The 15,122-nt window shown below is 31.8% G+C and carries 16 protein-coding genes; 12 read left to right on the top strand and 4 right to left on the bottom strand.

The window, feature by feature from the left end; translation table 11 throughout:
• Positions 1-48: 48 nt before the first annotated feature.
• Entirely contained in the window at positions 49-642 is a 594-nt protein-coding gene (locus tag BN3657_RS02470; protein WP_019139391.1) for a leucine-rich repeat domain-containing protein, read from the bottom strand.
• A gap of 382 nt (positions 643-1,024) precedes the next feature.
• Between BN3657_RS02470 and BN3657_RS02465 the strand changes: the two genes are divergently transcribed.
• From BN3657_RS02465 to BN3657_RS02445, 5 genes are all read left to right on the top strand, one after another.
• On the top strand, positions 1,025-2,254 hold the full coding sequence (locus BN3657_RS02465) for a poly(R)-hydroxyalkanoic acid synthase subunit PhaE (RefSeq protein WP_062551632.1): 1,230 nt from the start codon (positions 1,025-1,027) through the stop codon (positions 2,252-2,254).
• 158 nt (positions 2,255-2,412) lie between these two features.
• Positions 2,413-2,883 carry a DUF2975 domain-containing protein gene (locus BN3657_RS02460; protein WP_062551631.1) on the top strand — a complete coding sequence of 157 codons (471 nt, stop codon included), beginning with the start codon at positions 2,413-2,415 and terminating at the stop codon, positions 2,881-2,883.
• Positions 2,884-2,891: 8 nt separating this feature from the next.
• Positions 2,892-3,110 (top strand): helix-turn-helix domain-containing protein, encoded by a 219-nt coding sequence (locus BN3657_RS02455; RefSeq protein WP_062551630.1) that lies wholly within the window; start codon positions 2,892-2,894, stop codon positions 3,108-3,110.
• The gene (locus BN3657_RS02450; RefSeq protein ID WP_062551629.1) at positions 3,103-3,579 is read left to right on the top strand and encodes a hypothetical protein; all 477 of its coding nucleotides are present in this window, start codon (positions 3,103-3,105) and stop codon (positions 3,577-3,579) included. The genes BN3657_RS02455 and BN3657_RS02450 overlap by 8 nt, the downstream gene beginning before the upstream one ends.
• 202 nt (positions 3,580-3,781) lie before the next feature.
• Positions 3,782-5,266 carry an aldehyde dehydrogenase family protein gene (locus BN3657_RS02445; RefSeq protein WP_062551628.1) on the top strand — a complete coding sequence of 495 codons (1,485 nt, stop codon included), beginning with the start codon at positions 3,782-3,784 and terminating at the stop codon, positions 5,264-5,266.
• 121 nt (positions 5,267-5,387) lie between these two features.
• On the opposite strand, the gene BN3657_RS02440 is transcribed toward BN3657_RS02445, so the two are convergent.
• A complete protein-coding gene (locus tag BN3657_RS02440) occupies positions 5,388-6,611 on the bottom strand; it encodes a sodium/glutamate symporter (RefSeq protein ID WP_062551627.1) in 1,224 nt (407 codons plus the stop codon).
• 260 nt (positions 6,612-6,871) lie between these two features.
• Here BN3657_RS02440 and hisS point away from each other — a divergent pair, with 260 nt between their 5' ends.
• The 6 genes from hisS (at position 6,872) to BN3657_RS02410 (ending at position 13,221) form a co-directional block, all read left to right on the top strand.
• On the top strand, positions 6,872-8,179 hold the full coding sequence (gene hisS, locus BN3657_RS02435; protein ID WP_062551626.1) for a histidine--tRNA ligase: 1,308 nt from the start codon (positions 6,872-6,874) through the stop codon (positions 8,177-8,179).
• 104 nt (positions 8,180-8,283) lie between these two features.
• A complete protein-coding gene (gene typA, locus BN3657_RS02430; RefSeq protein WP_187363612.1) occupies positions 8,284-10,116 on the top strand; it encodes a translational GTPase TypA in 1,833 nt (610 codons plus the stop codon).
• A gap of 20 nt (positions 10,117-10,136) precedes the next feature.
• Positions 10,137-11,600 (top strand): cardiolipin synthase, encoded by a 1,464-nt coding sequence (cls, locus tag BN3657_RS02425; RefSeq protein ID WP_062551625.1) that lies wholly within the window; start codon positions 10,137-10,139, stop codon positions 11,598-11,600.
• A complete protein-coding gene (locus BN3657_RS02420) occupies positions 11,600-12,139 on the top strand; it encodes a SprT-like domain-containing protein (protein ID WP_062551624.1) in 540 nt (179 codons plus the stop codon). The genes cls and BN3657_RS02420 overlap by 1 nt, the downstream gene beginning before the upstream one ends.
• An 8-nt stretch (positions 12,140-12,147) precedes the next feature.
• The gene (locus BN3657_RS02415) at positions 12,148-12,363 is read left to right on the top strand and encodes a hypothetical protein (RefSeq protein ID WP_019139378.1); all 216 of its coding nucleotides are present in this window, start codon (positions 12,148-12,150) and stop codon (positions 12,361-12,363) included.
• A 102-nt stretch (positions 12,364-12,465) separates the two neighbouring features.
• On the top strand, positions 12,466-13,221 hold the full coding sequence (locus tag BN3657_RS02410; RefSeq protein ID WP_019139377.1) for a ZIP family metal transporter: 756 nt from the start codon (positions 12,466-12,468) through the stop codon (positions 13,219-13,221).
• 312 nt (positions 13,222-13,533) lie between these two features.
• On the opposite strand, the gene rlmH is transcribed toward BN3657_RS02410, so the two are convergent.
• Positions 13,534-14,016, bottom strand: a complete 483-nt coding sequence (gene rlmH / locus BN3657_RS02405; protein ID WP_062551623.1) for a 23S rRNA (pseudouridine(1915)-N(3))-methyltransferase RlmH — start codon at positions 14,014-14,016, stop codon at positions 13,534-13,536.
• A gap of 1 nt (position 14,017) precedes the next feature.
• Positions 14,018-14,518, bottom strand: coding sequence for a thiol peroxidase (gene tpx / locus BN3657_RS02400; RefSeq protein ID WP_062551622.1), 501 nt, complete (start codon positions 14,516-14,518; stop codon positions 14,018-14,020).
• A gap of 156 nt (positions 14,519-14,674) precedes the next feature.
• On the opposite strand from tpx, the gene BN3657_RS02395 reads away from it, so the two are divergent.
• The gene (locus BN3657_RS02395; protein ID WP_062551621.1) at positions 14,675-15,091 is read left to right on the top strand and encodes a hypothetical protein; all 417 of its coding nucleotides are present in this window, start codon (positions 14,675-14,677) and stop codon (positions 15,089-15,091) included.
• Positions 15,092-15,122 lie beyond the last annotated feature (31 nt).

Genomic DNA, 15,122 nt, shown 5'->3' with positions numbered 1-15,122 from the left:
AGGCAATAAAAAACTGTTGCCCTAAGACAACAGTTAAAAATATAAATTTTAGTCTTCTTTAACAACAGTGTTTTCTTCGAAAGCTCTGTGATCAAGTTTTTCTATACCAGCTGGTACGTTAACTTCACGGATGTTGTTCTTTCTGAAAGCATACATGTCGATTTCCTTGATGTTTTTAGGTAAGTTGATTTCAGTAAGGTTGTTCTTGTAGAAAGCACTTACTCCAATGAATTCAACTGTATCAGGAATTGCAATTTCACCAATTTGGTTTAGTGAGAAAGCATTGTCGCCGATGTATTCTAGATCTTCTGGTAATTTAACATCAGTTAATTTGTTTCTGTAGAATGCGTAAGCATCAATCTTTTTGATTCCATCAGGAATTTCAACTTCTGTAAGATTGTTAACTCCAAAAGCTTCGTAGTGAATTTCTTCAACAGTTTCAGGAATTACAACAGAGTTAAGTTTTCTTCTAAAGAAGCATTGTTCTCCAATAACTCTAATCTTTGTTCCGTCAGGTCCTTCAGTAGGCACTACCATATCAAATAATTCTTCATTCTTGATTTTGTCTTTGCCCTTTCTTGTCATTCCCTTTAGAACATCGCCATCAAATATAAAATCATCAAACTCCCAAGGTTTTTCCATAATATGTACGTCCTCCCCCTAATTAAAATTTTTCTTAAATACATTATAACATAAGGACAAAGAATTATAAAGGAAGCTTGCAAAATGGGAAAAGTATGAACACTTTTTATGATTAAAATAATCTTTTTTACTAAAAGTGTGATTAAAATAAAATATGTTACGAAATATAAATTATAAACGCTTTAATTGGGTAACATATTTATAAGGAGATATATAAAAAGTGTCAACAATATGTAAAATTTTAAATATTTTTGGGGAAAAGGTAATCATTATTTGACTATATTGTCATTTATTGTTATAACTTAATAAAGCAAAAGTTTTGAGAATACTTGTGGAATAGTATTAAAGAAATTAGTGGATGATATTTAAGAGGAGGAAAAAAATGTATAATAATAATTTTTTTGAAGATATGATGGAAATGCAGAAAAATATATTTGAAAAGCAAAAGGAAGCTTATGGTAAATTTATGGATTCTTTTAATTTTGGGGACTTCAATTCCTTTAATCCAAATATGTTTATGAATAACTTTAAAAATCCAATGGAATTTTTCAACAATTACACAGAAATGAATAAAAATTTTGAAGAAAACTTTAGAGATTTCTTTGCACAAGTTCCAGGATATCAAGATTCTATTGAATCTTACAAGAAAAATATGGAATTTTTGAATAAGCTTTATCTTGCTTATGGTGATTTTTATAAGGACCTAGATCTTGTAGCTGCACAAAATAAATTAATTGAACTTTTTGAACTTTATAGCGATGAGTTAGTTGAAATGTCTAAAAAGTATTTCTATAAATTAATTCCAGACAGTTATTATAGAGTTCTAGAAAACTTTAATTTGGAAAAATTTATTAGACCAGCTATAGAAAATTCTAAGAAATCTATTGATTTTTATGAAAATGCCATAAAAAATAGACCAGAACTTTTAGTTGCAGATGTTAAAGATTTTTACCAAGGAATTTTGGACAAGATTTATGAAATGCCAACTATTGGCATAAGCCCTGAAGAAAAGGAAAAATCTAAGAGAGAATTACAAAATTATCTAGACCTTGAACTTAAACTTTTGGATTTCAATTTATTCCTTGAAAAGAAAAATCAAGAGACAGCATTAAAGGCACAAAGAGCTTATATAGAAGGGCTTGAAACAGAAGCTTCTTTAGAAGATTTTGCAGATTTCTATAGATTCTATATGAATAACTTTGAAAAAGCTTATAAGGAACTTGTAAATTCTAATGAATACAAAGAAAAGGTTCAAGAAATTTTAGATGTAGTTGAAAAAAATAAGCTTTCTTACAAGGAAAAACTTGCAGAAAGATTGGCAGATTTTCCAATAGCAACAGCTAAAGATGCAGAAGAATTTATGACTGAAGTTCAAGAACTTTCTAAAGAATTTGCAGATGAAAAGAAATCTAAATCAAGTCTAGAAAGAAAGCTTACAAAGATAAAGAACGATTCTGAAAAAGAAATAAAGGCTCTTAAAGATGAAATTACACAATTAAAAGAAGAAAATCAAAAGGCAAAAGTAGATGCTGATGAATCTCTTAAAAAAGAAATTGAAGAATTAAAGAAAGAATTAAATCTTCTAAAAAATGAAATGAAGAAAAGTAAATAAATAATAAATAAGAATTTTTCAAAAAAGTCTGTGGCTTATCCCGCAGACTTTTTTATTTTGAAATTTTAATTATCTAAAGTAGAATTTTATTGATAAACGATAAATATTTATTGTAATTCATTAAATGGTTCTATATAATAAAAGAAAAGGAGGATCTTATGAAATCTTTTAGAGTTAAATTTATTGGTGGACTTTTAGTATTTGCAATTATTATTTTAATGGGTCTTTCCTATGGACTTATTAAGGCTTCAAATTTCATGGCTAAACTTTATCCCATGTTTATGAACATGAAATATCCAATGTTATTTTTGTGTGAAGCTATTATAATTGCTTTAATCATAGCAATTTTATTTGGACTCTTTGCCCTTAAAAAATATGGAGAAGATAAGCTTTTTGATACAAATATGTTATTTGATTTGCAAATAGTTGCCCTTTCTTTTATTGGAATTTTTTTACTTTCAATCCTTGCAATTATTTATACAAATTTTAATCTAGATGGATCTATAACAAATCTTATTTTTATTGGGCTTGGTATCTTGGCAATGTTAGTTGGACAAATTTTTCTTCTTTTAGCTGATCTCATTAAGGAAGGAATTGTCTTAAAAGAAGAAAATGATCTTACGATTTGAGGTAGATTATGGGAAAAATAATTGTGGATTTGGATATAGAACTTGCAAAAAATAAAATGACATTGACAGAATTATCTGAAGAAGTGGGCATTACTATTGCCAATCTTTCTATTTTAAAAACTAATAAGGCAAAGGCAATAAGATTTTCTACTCTTTCGGAAATTTGCAGAGTCCTAAATTGTGAGGTTGGAGATATTTTAAGGTATCAAGGTGATGAAGATGACTGATAAAAAATTTAAAAAAGTTTTAATTACAATGTTCATAATTTTTCTTGCAGCAATTCCTATTTTGTTTTTGTTATCAGACAATAGGGATCAAGCAGTGAAGGAAGTGGAAAATGAATTTGGAATAAGATTTCCTAAATCTGTAAAGAGAATTAGAGAACTTTATAAGGAGCCAAGTTTTCACGGAGATGGCGAGGCGGCAGTTTTATTTTCTTTTGATAAAAATGATAGTGAAGAGATAAAAAAATCTTTAAAAGATTATTATGTAAAGGATGAAAATAAATTATCCCAAATAGAAACTTGTTACTTACAAGTTAAAAAGAGAGGCTTTGATCCTTCTCTTGATTTAAAAAATGAAATTTATTTTAAAGCAACATCAGAATATGTTTTTGCAGGAATGTATGGAAATTTTGTTGCTCTAATACTTGATGAAGACAGGGGAGAAATTTTATATTTAGAATGGGATACTTAATAAAAGTAAAATTGATAAAGAAAATCAAATAGAAAACAAAGAAAAAAGACTGAAAAAGGTCTTTTTTAGTGCTTAAAAGAGAAAAAACTTTCGCTAAGTAAAATATTAAAAATAAGATTTTTGAAGTTTTAAAATAATTATGAGGGGTAATTTTTATATGAGAGCTTTATATGATACATTAAAGTAAAATAAGGAGTGTAAAATGACTAAACCAAATATTAATTTAGATAAAAAGTATGGCCTATTTATTGGTGGAGAATTTGTTGAAAGTGAAAGTGGAGAAAGCTTAGATGTATTCTGTCCAGCTGATGGAGAAAAATTATCATCCATTGCCCAAGCATCAGAAAAAGATGTAGATAATGCAGTTAAGGCTGCTTGGGAAGGCTTCAAGGAATACAAAAAGACTAATAGATATGAAAGAGCAAAAATCCTAAACAAGATTGCTGATATTATCGACGAAAATGCAGACCATCTTGCAATGGTTGAAACTCTTGATAATGGTAAACCAATTAGAGAAACAAGAAATATTGATATTCCTCTAGCATCAGAACACTTTAGATATTTTGCTGGAGCAATCCTAGCAGAAGAAGGAACTGCAAATGCTATTGATGAAAACACTCTATCCATTGTTCTTCGTGAACCTCTTGGAGTTGTTGGACAAATTATTCCATGGAACTTCCCATTCTTAATGGCAGCTTGGAAACTTTCTCCAGCTCTTGCAGCAGGTGATGCAGTTGTTATTAAACCATCTTCAACAACTTCATTATCTCTACTTGAACTTATGAAGTTAATAAAAGACGTTGTTCCAAAGGGAGTTATCAATGTTGTTACAGGATCTGGTTCTAAATCTGGAGAATATTTACAACACCATGAAGGACTTTCAAAACTTGCTTTCACTGGTTCAACTGAAGTAGGTTATAAAATTGCTGAAGCTGCAGCAGAAAAATTAATTCCTGCAACTCTAGAACTTGGCGGCAAGTCAGCTAATATATTCTTCGATGATTGCGACATGGATCTTGCACTTGATGGACTTGCTATGGGAATTTTATTTAACCAAGGTCAAGTATGTTGTGCAGGTTCAAGAGTTTTCGTACACGAAGATATCTATGACGAATTTGTTGAAAAGGCAATTGAAAAATTCAAGAATATAAAAGTTGGTCTACCTTGGGAAGAAGACACACAAGTGGGAGCACAAGTAAATAAATCACAAACTGAAAAAGTTCTTGGTTATGTAGAAGTTGCAAGAAAAGAAGGAGCAACTATTGCTGTTGGTGGCGAAAAAGCTACAAAGAATGGCACAGAAAATGGTTACTTCACAATGCCAACTCTTATTACAAATGCTGACAATAATATGAAAGTTGCAAGAGATGAAATCTTTGGACCAGTTGCTGTTGTAATTAAGTTTAAAGATGAAGATGAAGTTATTAAGATGGCAAATGATTCTGACTATGGTCTTGCAGGAGCTGTTTGGACTAGAGATATCAACAAGGCAATTAGAGTTGCAAGAGGAATCGAAACAGGAAGAGTTTGGGTTAACACTTATAACCAACTTCCAGCAGGTGCACCATTTGGCGGCTACAAGAAATCAGGTATTGGTAGAGAAAACCACAAGATGATGCTTGATGCTTATTCACAAGTTAAGAATATTTTCATTAACACATCTGAAAAAGCTTCAGGACTTTACTAATTAATTAAAAATAAATATAAAAATTTAAAATAAGAAAAGGGCTAATAGTTTTTTATTACTAGCCCTTTTACATTTTCAAAAATAAATTTCAAATATAATTTAAGAATTATTAAATTTTAAATTACATACCCATGCCCATTTTTGTAGCAATGTCCAAGAATTTTGTAATTATTAGTGCATTTGTAAAGTTTGAAATAAAACCACCAATTACTGGAACAACAAAGAAGGCAAGTTTAGAAAATCTATATTTGTCACAAACTGTTTTCATTGTAGTCATTGAAACTGGAACAGCTCCTGTTGAGAATCCAAGGTGACCTACAGTCATAACAGCTGCATCGTAATTCTTGCCAAGTAGCCTAAATGTCAAGAAGTATGTGAATGCTAGAACAAGAACAACTTGAGCAAGAAGAAGTACAATAAGTTGAGGTCCTAGGTCTGCTAGTTGCCACAATTTCATACTTACAATTGACATAGAAACAAAGAGTGCAAGAGAAAAATCTCCAACAGTATCAATTGCTTCAAGAAGTGAATCTTCGGCTCTTCCAGTCTTGTCTAAAAATACTCTTATAAGAATTCCACCAAGCATACAACAAACGTGAATTGGAATGTTTGCTCCAGTTTTTTGAAGACCTAAGAAAACTAATTGACCAATACCACAAGCAAGAACCAACATATTGACAGAAGAAACCACAGTTTTCTTGTTCATCATTACAGTTTTTGCAGTATCTACAATTGTTGTAGCTTGATTGTCGAGTTCTGGATCTTCAAAGCCAAATCTTCTGACAATAAAGTTACCGTAAGGTCCACCAATAAGAGAACCAGCAATAAGACCAAAAGTAGCAGATGCAATTGCAACTTCCATTGCAGCAGATTGACCTGCCTTAACAGCTATTGGTGCAAAACTTGCAGCATTTCCGTGTCCACCTGTCATTGGTATTGAACCAGTCATCATAGAGATAAGTGGGTGAACATGCAGTAAGTTACCAACACCTATTGCTACTGCATTTTGACAAGCAGCAAGTAGGGCAGCCAAAGCTGCAAAAATAACTACAAGTTTTCCACCTTTTTTCAAAAGTGAAAGGCTGGCTGCAGCTCCACTGGCAGCAAAGAATAAGCAGTAAAATAAAGTGTTAACTGTTTGGAAATCAAAGTTTGGTTCCATAACTCCTGCATAGTATAAAAGCATTGTTATAATAGAAACAATAGTGCCGCCTATTACTGCTGAAGGCAGACAGTACTTAACTAGGACAGGGAATTTTTTTCTTAGGAAATCTCCCAAGTAAATGGCTAATACGCCTAGAAGTAGAGTTTCGAACATGCCGAACTCAATTACCGTTCTTTCCATCTTTTTTCCTCCTAAAATTTTCTATTAATATTGTTATAAATATTAACTAAATTATTATAAATGATAATAACTCGCAAGTCAAAAGAGAAGGGCAAATAAAATTTTAAAAATTTTAAAAAATAGCATTTGTATATTGTGAAAAAAGAAAACTTTCATATAATACTATACAAAAGTACAAAAAGATATCTAAATGTGATAAAATAAAAATATTAATAATAACTATAAGAAGAAATAAGAATTTATAAAACAGGAGTGATATCATGACAATAGTAAAACCATCAACCCTTCCAGGTTTTATGGAACTACTTCCAAAGGATCAAATTCTCTTTAATGAGATGAAAGACATAATAAGAAAGAATTTTGAAAAACACGGCTTTTTGCCAATAGATACTCCAGTTATAGAAAAATCTGAAGTCCTACTAGCAAAGGGCGGTGGAGAAACTGAAAAGCAAATTTACAGATTTTCAAAGGGCGACACAGACATGAGTCTTAGATTTGACCTAACAGTTCCTCTAGCAAGATATACTGTAGAACACATGAACGATTTATCTTTCCCTTTTAAAAGATATCAAATAGGAAAGGTATATAGAGGAGAAAAAGCTCAAAAAGGACGTTTTAGAGAGTTTTACCAATGTGATATTGACACAATTGGTATGGGAGAATTATCCCTAGTAAATGATGCAGAATTTCCAGTTGTAATTTTCCACACTTTTAAAGATTTAGGATTCACAGATTTTACAATTCACCTAAATAATAGAAAGATTTTAAAGGGATTTTTTGCCTCACTTGGCATCGAAGACTCAATGAATGTTTTGAGAACTGTGGATAAACTCGACAAGATTGGCGAAGAAAGTGTCCTCGAAGAATTAGCTGAATCTGGAGTTGACAAGGCTTCTGGAGAAAAAATTCTAGAATTTATAAAAATCGGTGGATCTGTGGATGAAATCCTAGAGCAACTTAGAGATTTAAATATAGAAAATGAAATCTTCCTTGAAGGACTTGACGAAATTACTCAAGTTGTTGGCTACATGAGAGATTTTGGCATAGATGAAGACTCATTTGACATTGACCTAAAAATAGCTAGAGGTCTTGATTATTATACAGGAACAGTTTACGAAACTACTCTTGATAATTATCCAAAAATTGGTTCAGTTTGCTCTGGTGGTAGATACGAAGATCTTGCAAGTTATTACACAGACAAAACTCTTCCAGGAGTTGGAATTTCCATTGGACTTTCTAGGCTTTTCTACCAATTAAATGAAGCAAAAATTATTTCTAGTGAAGAAAAATCTCTAGTTGATCTTTTGATAATACCTATGGATGACTGTCTTTCTGATGGTATTAAACTTCTCAGCGAATTAAGAGAAAAGGGAGTAAAAGTTTCAGTTTATACAGAATTTGCAAAACTTAAAAAGAAATTTAAGTATGCAGACCAAACAAAGGTAGACTATGTAATAGTACTTGGCGAAGAAGAAATTAAGTCAAGAAAGTATAGTTTGAAAAACATGCACTCAGGAGACCAAGTTGACGTAACTTTTGACGAATTGGTAGAAAGATTTAGGAGATAGGTGCGACTCCTTTGAAAAAGCTTAAAAATGCAAGAAATCGTGCAACTTATGTTGCACTTTTTTTTATTTAAGATTAAAATAGGATAGAAACATGAAGAAATGAGATGAGATTTTTGAAAAGAGAAGATATTAGAAATATTGCAATTATTGCCCACGTTGACCACGGCAAAACTACTTTAGTTGATGCCCTACTAAGACAATCAGGTATTTTTAGGGAAAATCAAAAGGTTAATGAAAGGGTAATGGATTCTAACGACATTGAAAAAGAAAGAGGAATCACTATTCTTTCTAAAAACACTGCTGTGAATCACAATGGTGTAAAGATTAATATTATTGACACTCCAGGACACGCCGACTTTGGTGGCGAAGTGGAACGTGTTTTAAAAATGGTAAATGGTGTTGTTTTATTAGTAGATGCCTTTGAAGGACCAATGCCTCAAACAAAATTTGTTTTAAAGAAATCCTTTGAACTTAATCTTCCAGTTATTGTCTGCATAAATAAGGTAGACAGACCAGAAGCAAGACCACTTGATGTTGTAGACGAAGTTCTTGATTTATTTATTGAACTTGGTGCTGACGATGATGTTCTTGAATGTCCTTTTGTTTTTGCATCTGCAAAACAAGGCATTGCAGCACTTGATTTAGATGACAAGATGGAAAATATGGACCCACTTTTTGAAACTATTATCAAATACATTCCAAGTCCAGAACAAAGAGATGATGAACCTTTTAAACTTTTAATTTCTACAATTGACTACAATGAATATATTGGAAGAATTGGTATTGGTAAAATCGAACAAGGTGTAATTAAAGAAAACGACAAACTTGTTAGAGTTAATAAAGAATTGCCAGATTTCCAAGAAAACATTAAAATTGCACAAATTTATGAATTTGAAGGTCTAGATAGAGTTGAGGTGGATTCATCAAGGTCAGGTTCTATAGTTGCTGTTACTGGTATCGAAGACATAAATATTGGAGATACAATCACTTCTACAGAAGATACAGAAGCTCTTGAATTTGTAAAAATTTCTGAACCAACTATATCTATGAACTTCTCTGTAAATGATTCACCTTTTGCAGGAAGAGTAGGTAAGTTTTTGACTTCAAGACAAATCAAGGCAAGATTAAATAAAGAACTACAAACTGATGTTGGACTTAGAGTAGAAGAAACTGAAACAACTGACTCCTTCAAGGTAAGTGGTAGAGGAGAACTTCACCTTTCTGTTTTAATTGAAAACATGAGACGTGAAGGTTATGAATTCCAAGTTTCTAAACCACAAGTTTTATATAAATATGATGAAAATGGCAAAAAACTTGAACCAACTGAAAGAGTTACTATTGATGTTGACAATGTTTATGCTGGTTCTGTTATAGAAAAACTTGGAAGAAGAAAAGGTGAACTTGTAAATATAGTTGAACCAAATGGTGGTTATCAAAGACTTGAATTTATAATTCCATCAAGGGGACTTATTGGTTATAGAACTGAATTTATGACTGACACTAAGGGTTCTGGAATCCTAAATTCTATTTTTGAATCTTATGTACCATTTAAGGGAGATATTCCAAGAAGAGTTAATGCTTCCATAGTTTCTTTTGACACAGGAACAGCTTCAGCTTATGGACTTAACAATGCCCAAGAACGTGGAACTCTATTTGTTGTTCCAGGAGAAGATGTTTACGAAGGACAAGTTGTTGGCGAATCACCAAAGGGAGTTGAAATCGAAGTTTCTGTTACAAAGTCAAAGAAACAAACAAATGTAAGAGCATCTGGTTCTGATGAAGCTCTTAGACTTTCTCCAGCAAGAAAAATGAGTCTTGAAGAAGCTCTTGAATTTATTGAAGATGATGAGTTAATCGAAATCACACCTAATGAATTTAGACTTAGAAAGAAAATCTTAAATTCACAAACAAGATATAAATCAAAGAAAAATAAATAATTTTAATAGAGGAGAAGAAGATGTTAAGTGCATATTTTGGGATGTTTAAAAACTTCGCCCAAGTTTATTCAATATTATTTATAATAAATGTATTAGTATCCACTTTTATAATTTTATTTGACAACAAGAAGCCAATATCCACTCTTTTGTGGGTAATGGCAATTAACTTCTTGCCTCTTATAGGTTTTATCCTCTATATTTTCATAGGACAAGACATATCAAAATCTAGGATATTTAGTGGAAAGAGTAAAAAAGATGAACTCCTTAGCAAGGAATCTAAGGCTCAATTAAGAGAATTAAAAAACAAAGATTTTAGATTTTCTAACAAGAGGACATCTAATTATCTAGATATGGTAGAGATGTTTAACAAGGCAGAAAATGAAATGCTCTACACTGACAACAAGATAAAAATTTATAATGACGGTGTGGAAAAATTTGATGCCCTATTTGAAGATTTAAAAAAAGCTAAGCACACTATCTATGTGCAATACTATATTTTTAAATCAGATGGAATTTCCGCTGAATTTATGAATATACTAAAGTCAAAGGCCAAAGATGGTCTTGACGTTTACTTATTAGTAGATGGTATGGGTGTTAGAAAAATGAAACTTAGGGATAGAAAGTCCCTAAAAGAAGCTGGAGTTAAATTTGCAATATTTTTCCCAGGAATTATAGATAAAGTTAACACTCACATGAACTACAGAAATCACAGGAAAATCGTAGTAATAGACAAGAGAATTGCTTACGTTGGCGGATTTAATGTTGGCGATGAATATATATCCAAGGGACCTATGGGTTATTGGAGAGATACTCACCTAAGAATTGAAGGACCAGCAGTAAATGGACTAGCTTGGAGATTTTTCTTGGATTTTAAATTTGCATCAGACGCACACACAAAGGGATTCACAACTGAAATCTTTGATGAAATAGACGATGGAGTCGACATAAATATAGTTACCAGTGGACCAGACACAAAGGCAGATTCCATAAGAAATGGATATGAAAAACTTATAACTTCTGCCAGAAAGGAACTTTATATTCAAACTCCTTACTTTGTTCCCGATGAAGGCCTTTTTAAAGCAATAAAAGTTGCTGCCCTAAGTGGTGTTGATGTAAATATAATGTTTCCTGCAAAAAAAGATCATCCCTTTGTTCACTGGGCTTCACTTTCCTTTTTAGGAGAATTAATAAGATGGGGAGCTCATGTTTACCAATACGAAGGAGGTTTTCTTCACACAAAAATTGTTATATCAGATGACTACTTATCAAGCGTTGGTACAGCAAATTTTGACATAAGATCCTTTGAACTTAACTTTGAAGTCAATGCCTTCTTGTATGATGAAGAATTAAATAAAAAATTAAAGGATGACTTTAAAAAAGATTTGGAAAAATGCACAGAGATAACAAAAGAAATTTATACCAATAGATCTAGGATAACAAAAATAAAGGAATCCTTCTCAAGACTTTTGTCACCAATTTTATAATGGATATAGAAATTAATAGAAAAAAGATAAAGAGTCTTCGAATAAAAGTAGAAGATGGTATAATTAAAGTATCAGCTCCAAGGAATTTAAGTGATAGAAAAATAAATAACTTTATTGAGGAAAATCTCGAAACAATAGAAAAACTAAAAGAAAATGACAAGAGAAGAAGACGCTACAAAAATCACTTATTTGGAGAAAAAGTGAACTTTACATCAGAAGAAGATCTGGAAAAAATTTATAGAAGAGAATTAAAAAAAGTCTTAGATGAAATTTTTCCAAAATACGAAGCTATGACAGGGCTTTATGCCAATTCCTATGAAATTCGGAAGATGAAAGTGAGATGGGGAACTTGCTATCCCAAGAGGAGAGATATAAAAATAAATCTCTATTTGGCAGAGAGACCCTATGAGCAAATCGAAGCAGTAGTCTTGCATGAACTTCTTCATCTAAAACACTTAAAGCACGACAAGAAATTTTTAAGTGCTTGCAAGAAGTACATGGCAAATTATGAAGAAATTGAAAGAGAATTAAAGACCTAGGTGATAAAATGAAAAAAGCTTTAAAAATTTTGGGAATAGTGGTATTAATCCTTGTCCTTATGAAACTTTTTAATATTTCCATATTTATTGGAAATCAAAAAATTGACAGACATCTCATATTAAATGGAATAAGAAATTTCAACCTAGGAGATCTTTTTGACAAAGTTTCAAGATTTGCAGAAGAAATAGCGGGTGGCATAAGAAGAGCTGTGAATAGTTTATAAAAAATAAAATTAGAAAAGCACGCCAGTCGTGCTTTATTTTTTTGGAAAAAGTAAGGATTTAATGTGATATAATTATTTAGTAATTAGAATTAAGGTGATTATATGAATTTAACTTTTATTATTCTGGGCTGTGTCGTGCCTGGACTTATGACAGGGGTTGGTGCAATCCCTATATTTTTTGCAAAGAATGTGAGCCAAAAGGTGCTAGATGTACTACTCGCAGCAGCAGCTGGAGTAATGCTCTCTGCAACTTGCTTTTCACTAATTATCCCAAGCCTTGAAGCAGGAAGTGGCAAGATGGGAGTAATAGTTACAGGTCTTGGAATTTTTTGTGGAGCACTCATGCTTGATTTAATAGATAAGTATGCACCTCATGAGCATTTAATCGACAAGAAACATGAAGGAGTGGATGTAAAAAATCTTTCCAAAATTTGGCTCTTTGTAATAGCAATAGCAATCCACAATTTTCCAGAAGGACTTGCCACTGGAGTTGGCTTTGGTGGAGAAAATATGTCTAATGGACTTTCAGTTGCCTTTGGTATAGCGTTACAAAATATGCCAGAAGGACTTGCCGTCGCCCTTGCCCTTGTGAGGGAAGGTTACTCTCGCAAAAAAGGTTTTATAATAGCAACACTTACTGGACTTGTTGAACCCATTGGAGCCTTTTTGGGAGTTTGGCTTGTGTCAATATTCTCATCAACACTTGGATTTATACTTGCCCTTGCAGGAGGAGCAATGCTTTTTGTAATTAGCGATGAAATTATTCCAGAAACCCACTCCAATGGTTACGAAAGAGCAGCAACCTATGGCGTCATTTTTGGATTTATTCTCATGATGTTTTTAGACTCACTAATTTAATATAAGATGAAAATGAACTTGCCAATCTGGCAAGTTTTTTTATAAAAATTTTTCAAAAAAATCAGCCCAATATTGGACTGATTATAATTTTTCAAAAAAATCAGCCCAATATTGGACTGATTATAATTTTTCTAAATCATCAAAGACAAGTTCTATTTTGTTTCTATAATCTACTTTATCTTCGTCTTTTTTCAAAATAAATACCCTGATCAAAGGACAAAATTGTCTTGTCAGCTAAATTTTCAATATTTGTAAGACGAAAGTCGTGAAAGGAAAAAAACTTAATTTAGTAAATTTAATTTCATAATAAGATCACTTGTGGTAGGGGTGGTTATTTATTATCCTGAAGGCCCTGTAGATTTGTTCCATGAGGATTACTCGCATAAGCTTGTGAGGGAAGGTCATCTTTGAGAAGCTTAGTTTGTAGTTTGCTCTTTGTAAAACTTCATCAGATAGTCCTAGACTTCCTCCAATTACAAAAGTAATATTTGAGTGACCGTCAATCATGAGATTATTAATTTTATCTGCAAAAGCTAAAGAGTCAAGGCTCTTTCCCTCAATGGCAAGGGCAATTACATAGGCATCGTCTTTTATCTTTGACAAAATCTTTTCGCCCTCAGTATTTTTTACCCTCTCCATGTCCTTTTGGGACAAGTTTTCGGGGCAGGGTTCGTCCATAATTTCAAAAATGCTTAAATCTGCGTAAGACTTAAGCATTTTTTTGTACTCATTTATGGCATCTTTAAAATAAGATTCTTTGATCTTTCCAAGTACGATTAAATTAATATTTATCATATTAGCTTAATTTTTTAACTTCTTCAAGAGCCTTGTCAAAGTTAACATCATCAGTTACTTCAGGAACATATTCAACGTAAGCTACTTTTCCATCTCTATCAACAATTACAACGCCACGAGCAAGAAGTTGTAATTCTTCCATCATGAAGCCAAATTTTTGACCAAATTCCTTGTATCTGTAGTCAGAAACAATGTCTGCATTGTCGATTCCCTTAACTGAACAGAATCTTTCTTGTGCAAAAGGTAAATCAACAGTTACAGTAACAATTTTCACATCATCAGATAATTTTGTAGCTTCTTCGTTAAAAGTTGTAGCTTGAAGAGCACAAACTGGTGTATCAATTGATGGTGCAACTGAATAAACTACGATTTTTCCCTTTAAATCTTCTGAATTAAAATCAGATAAATCTTTATTAACTGCTTTAAAAGATGGAGCTACATCTCCAACTTTGATTTCTTTACCTTCTAGATTTACTTTATCTCCGCCAAATGTTATATCCATTGTAATTACCTCCAAAAAAATATTTACTTTAATTTACACTATATTTATATCCAATTATTTATAATTTTAACAAGGGATTGCAATAAAATTTCATCTTAATTAAAATATAAGTAAGAAAGCTTTTGCGAGTTAAAGGAATTGAAGGAGGAGGGAAATATGAAAAAGAATTTAAAGTTTTTATTATTAATTTTTGTGCTAGGAATAATTTTTACGGCTTGCACAGGAAAAGACCAAGGTCTTCCAGATAAGAAAATTAGTGAAATAAATTGGACTTTAGATAGTATGATAAATACAGATGACGGAGAAAAGTTAAGTAACGATGTGGCTATCAAATTTGGAGATAAAAATTTTGTCATGATTGATAGGACTAATGCCATGGACTTTACTGGAAGCTATGAATTAAAAAGGGCTGGAAGTGGTTACCAAGTTATAATGAATTTTGATGACTTTGAAGAAGCTGTGCTTGCTGGATATGGCATGAAAACTGAGAATGACAAGGACCCTGTGCCAAATTTAGTTTTTGATTTTATGGAAAGGACCTATTCTTTTATCGGCGAATATAAGGATAAATAAAATATTATCTAGATAAAAACATTATTGTCGT

This window comes from Peptoniphilus phoceensis (genome assembly GCF_001517665.2).
Taxonomy (GTDB): Bacteria; Bacillota; Clostridia; order Tissierellales; family Peptoniphilaceae; genus Peptoniphilus_A; species Peptoniphilus_A timonensis.
This window is presented reverse-complemented; position numbering and strand designations above follow the sequence as displayed.

Bases quoted from the DNA above. Each gene is read 5' to 3' on its own strand.
- BN3657_RS02470 (WP_019139391.1), bottom strand. From the start codon at position 642: ATGGAAAAACCTTGGGAGTTTGATGATTTTATATTTGATGGCGATGTT.
- BN3657_RS02465 (WP_062551632.1), top strand. From the start codon at position 1,025: ATGTATAATAATAATTTTTTTGAAGATATGATGGAAATGCAGAAAAAT.
- BN3657_RS02460 (WP_062551631.1), top strand. From the start codon at position 2,413: ATGAAATCTTTTAGAGTTAAATTTATTGGTGGACTTTTAGTATTTGCA.
- BN3657_RS02455 (WP_062551630.1), top strand. From the start codon at position 2,892: ATGGGAAAAATAATTGTGGATTTGGATATAGAACTTGCAAAAAATAAA.
- BN3657_RS02450 (WP_062551629.1), top strand. From the start codon at position 3,103: ATGACTGATAAAAAATTTAAAAAAGTTTTAATTACAATGTTCATAATT.
- BN3657_RS02445 (WP_062551628.1), top strand. From the start codon at position 3,782: ATGACTAAACCAAATATTAATTTAGATAAAAAGTATGGCCTATTTATT.
- BN3657_RS02440 (WP_062551627.1), bottom strand. From the start codon at position 6,611: ATGGAAAGAACGGTAATTGAGTTCGGCATGTTCGAAACTCTACTTCTA.
- hisS (WP_062551626.1), top strand. From the start codon at position 6,872: ATGACAATAGTAAAACCATCAACCCTTCCAGGTTTTATGGAACTACTT.
- typA (WP_187363612.1), top strand. From the start codon at position 8,284: ATGAGATTTTTGAAAAGAGAAGATATTAGAAATATTGCAATTATTGCC.
- cls (WP_062551625.1), top strand. From the start codon at position 10,137: ATGTTAAGTGCATATTTTGGGATGTTTAAAAACTTCGCCCAAGTTTAT.
- BN3657_RS02420 (WP_062551624.1), top strand. From the start codon at position 11,600: ATGGATATAGAAATTAATAGAAAAAAGATAAAGAGTCTTCGAATAAAA.
- BN3657_RS02415 (WP_019139378.1), top strand. From the start codon at position 12,148: ATGAAAAAAGCTTTAAAAATTTTGGGAATAGTGGTATTAATCCTTGTC.
- BN3657_RS02410 (WP_019139377.1), top strand. From the start codon at position 12,466: ATGAATTTAACTTTTATTATTCTGGGCTGTGTCGTGCCTGGACTTATG.
- rlmH (WP_062551623.1), bottom strand. From the start codon at position 14,016: ATGATAAATATTAATTTAATCGTACTTGGAAAGATCAAAGAATCTTAT.
- tpx (WP_062551622.1), bottom strand. From the start codon at position 14,518: ATGGATATAACATTTGGCGGAGATAAAGTAAATCTAGAAGGTAAAGAA.
- BN3657_RS02395 (WP_062551621.1), top strand. From the start codon at position 14,675: ATGAAAAAGAATTTAAAGTTTTTATTATTAATTTTTGTGCTAGGAATA.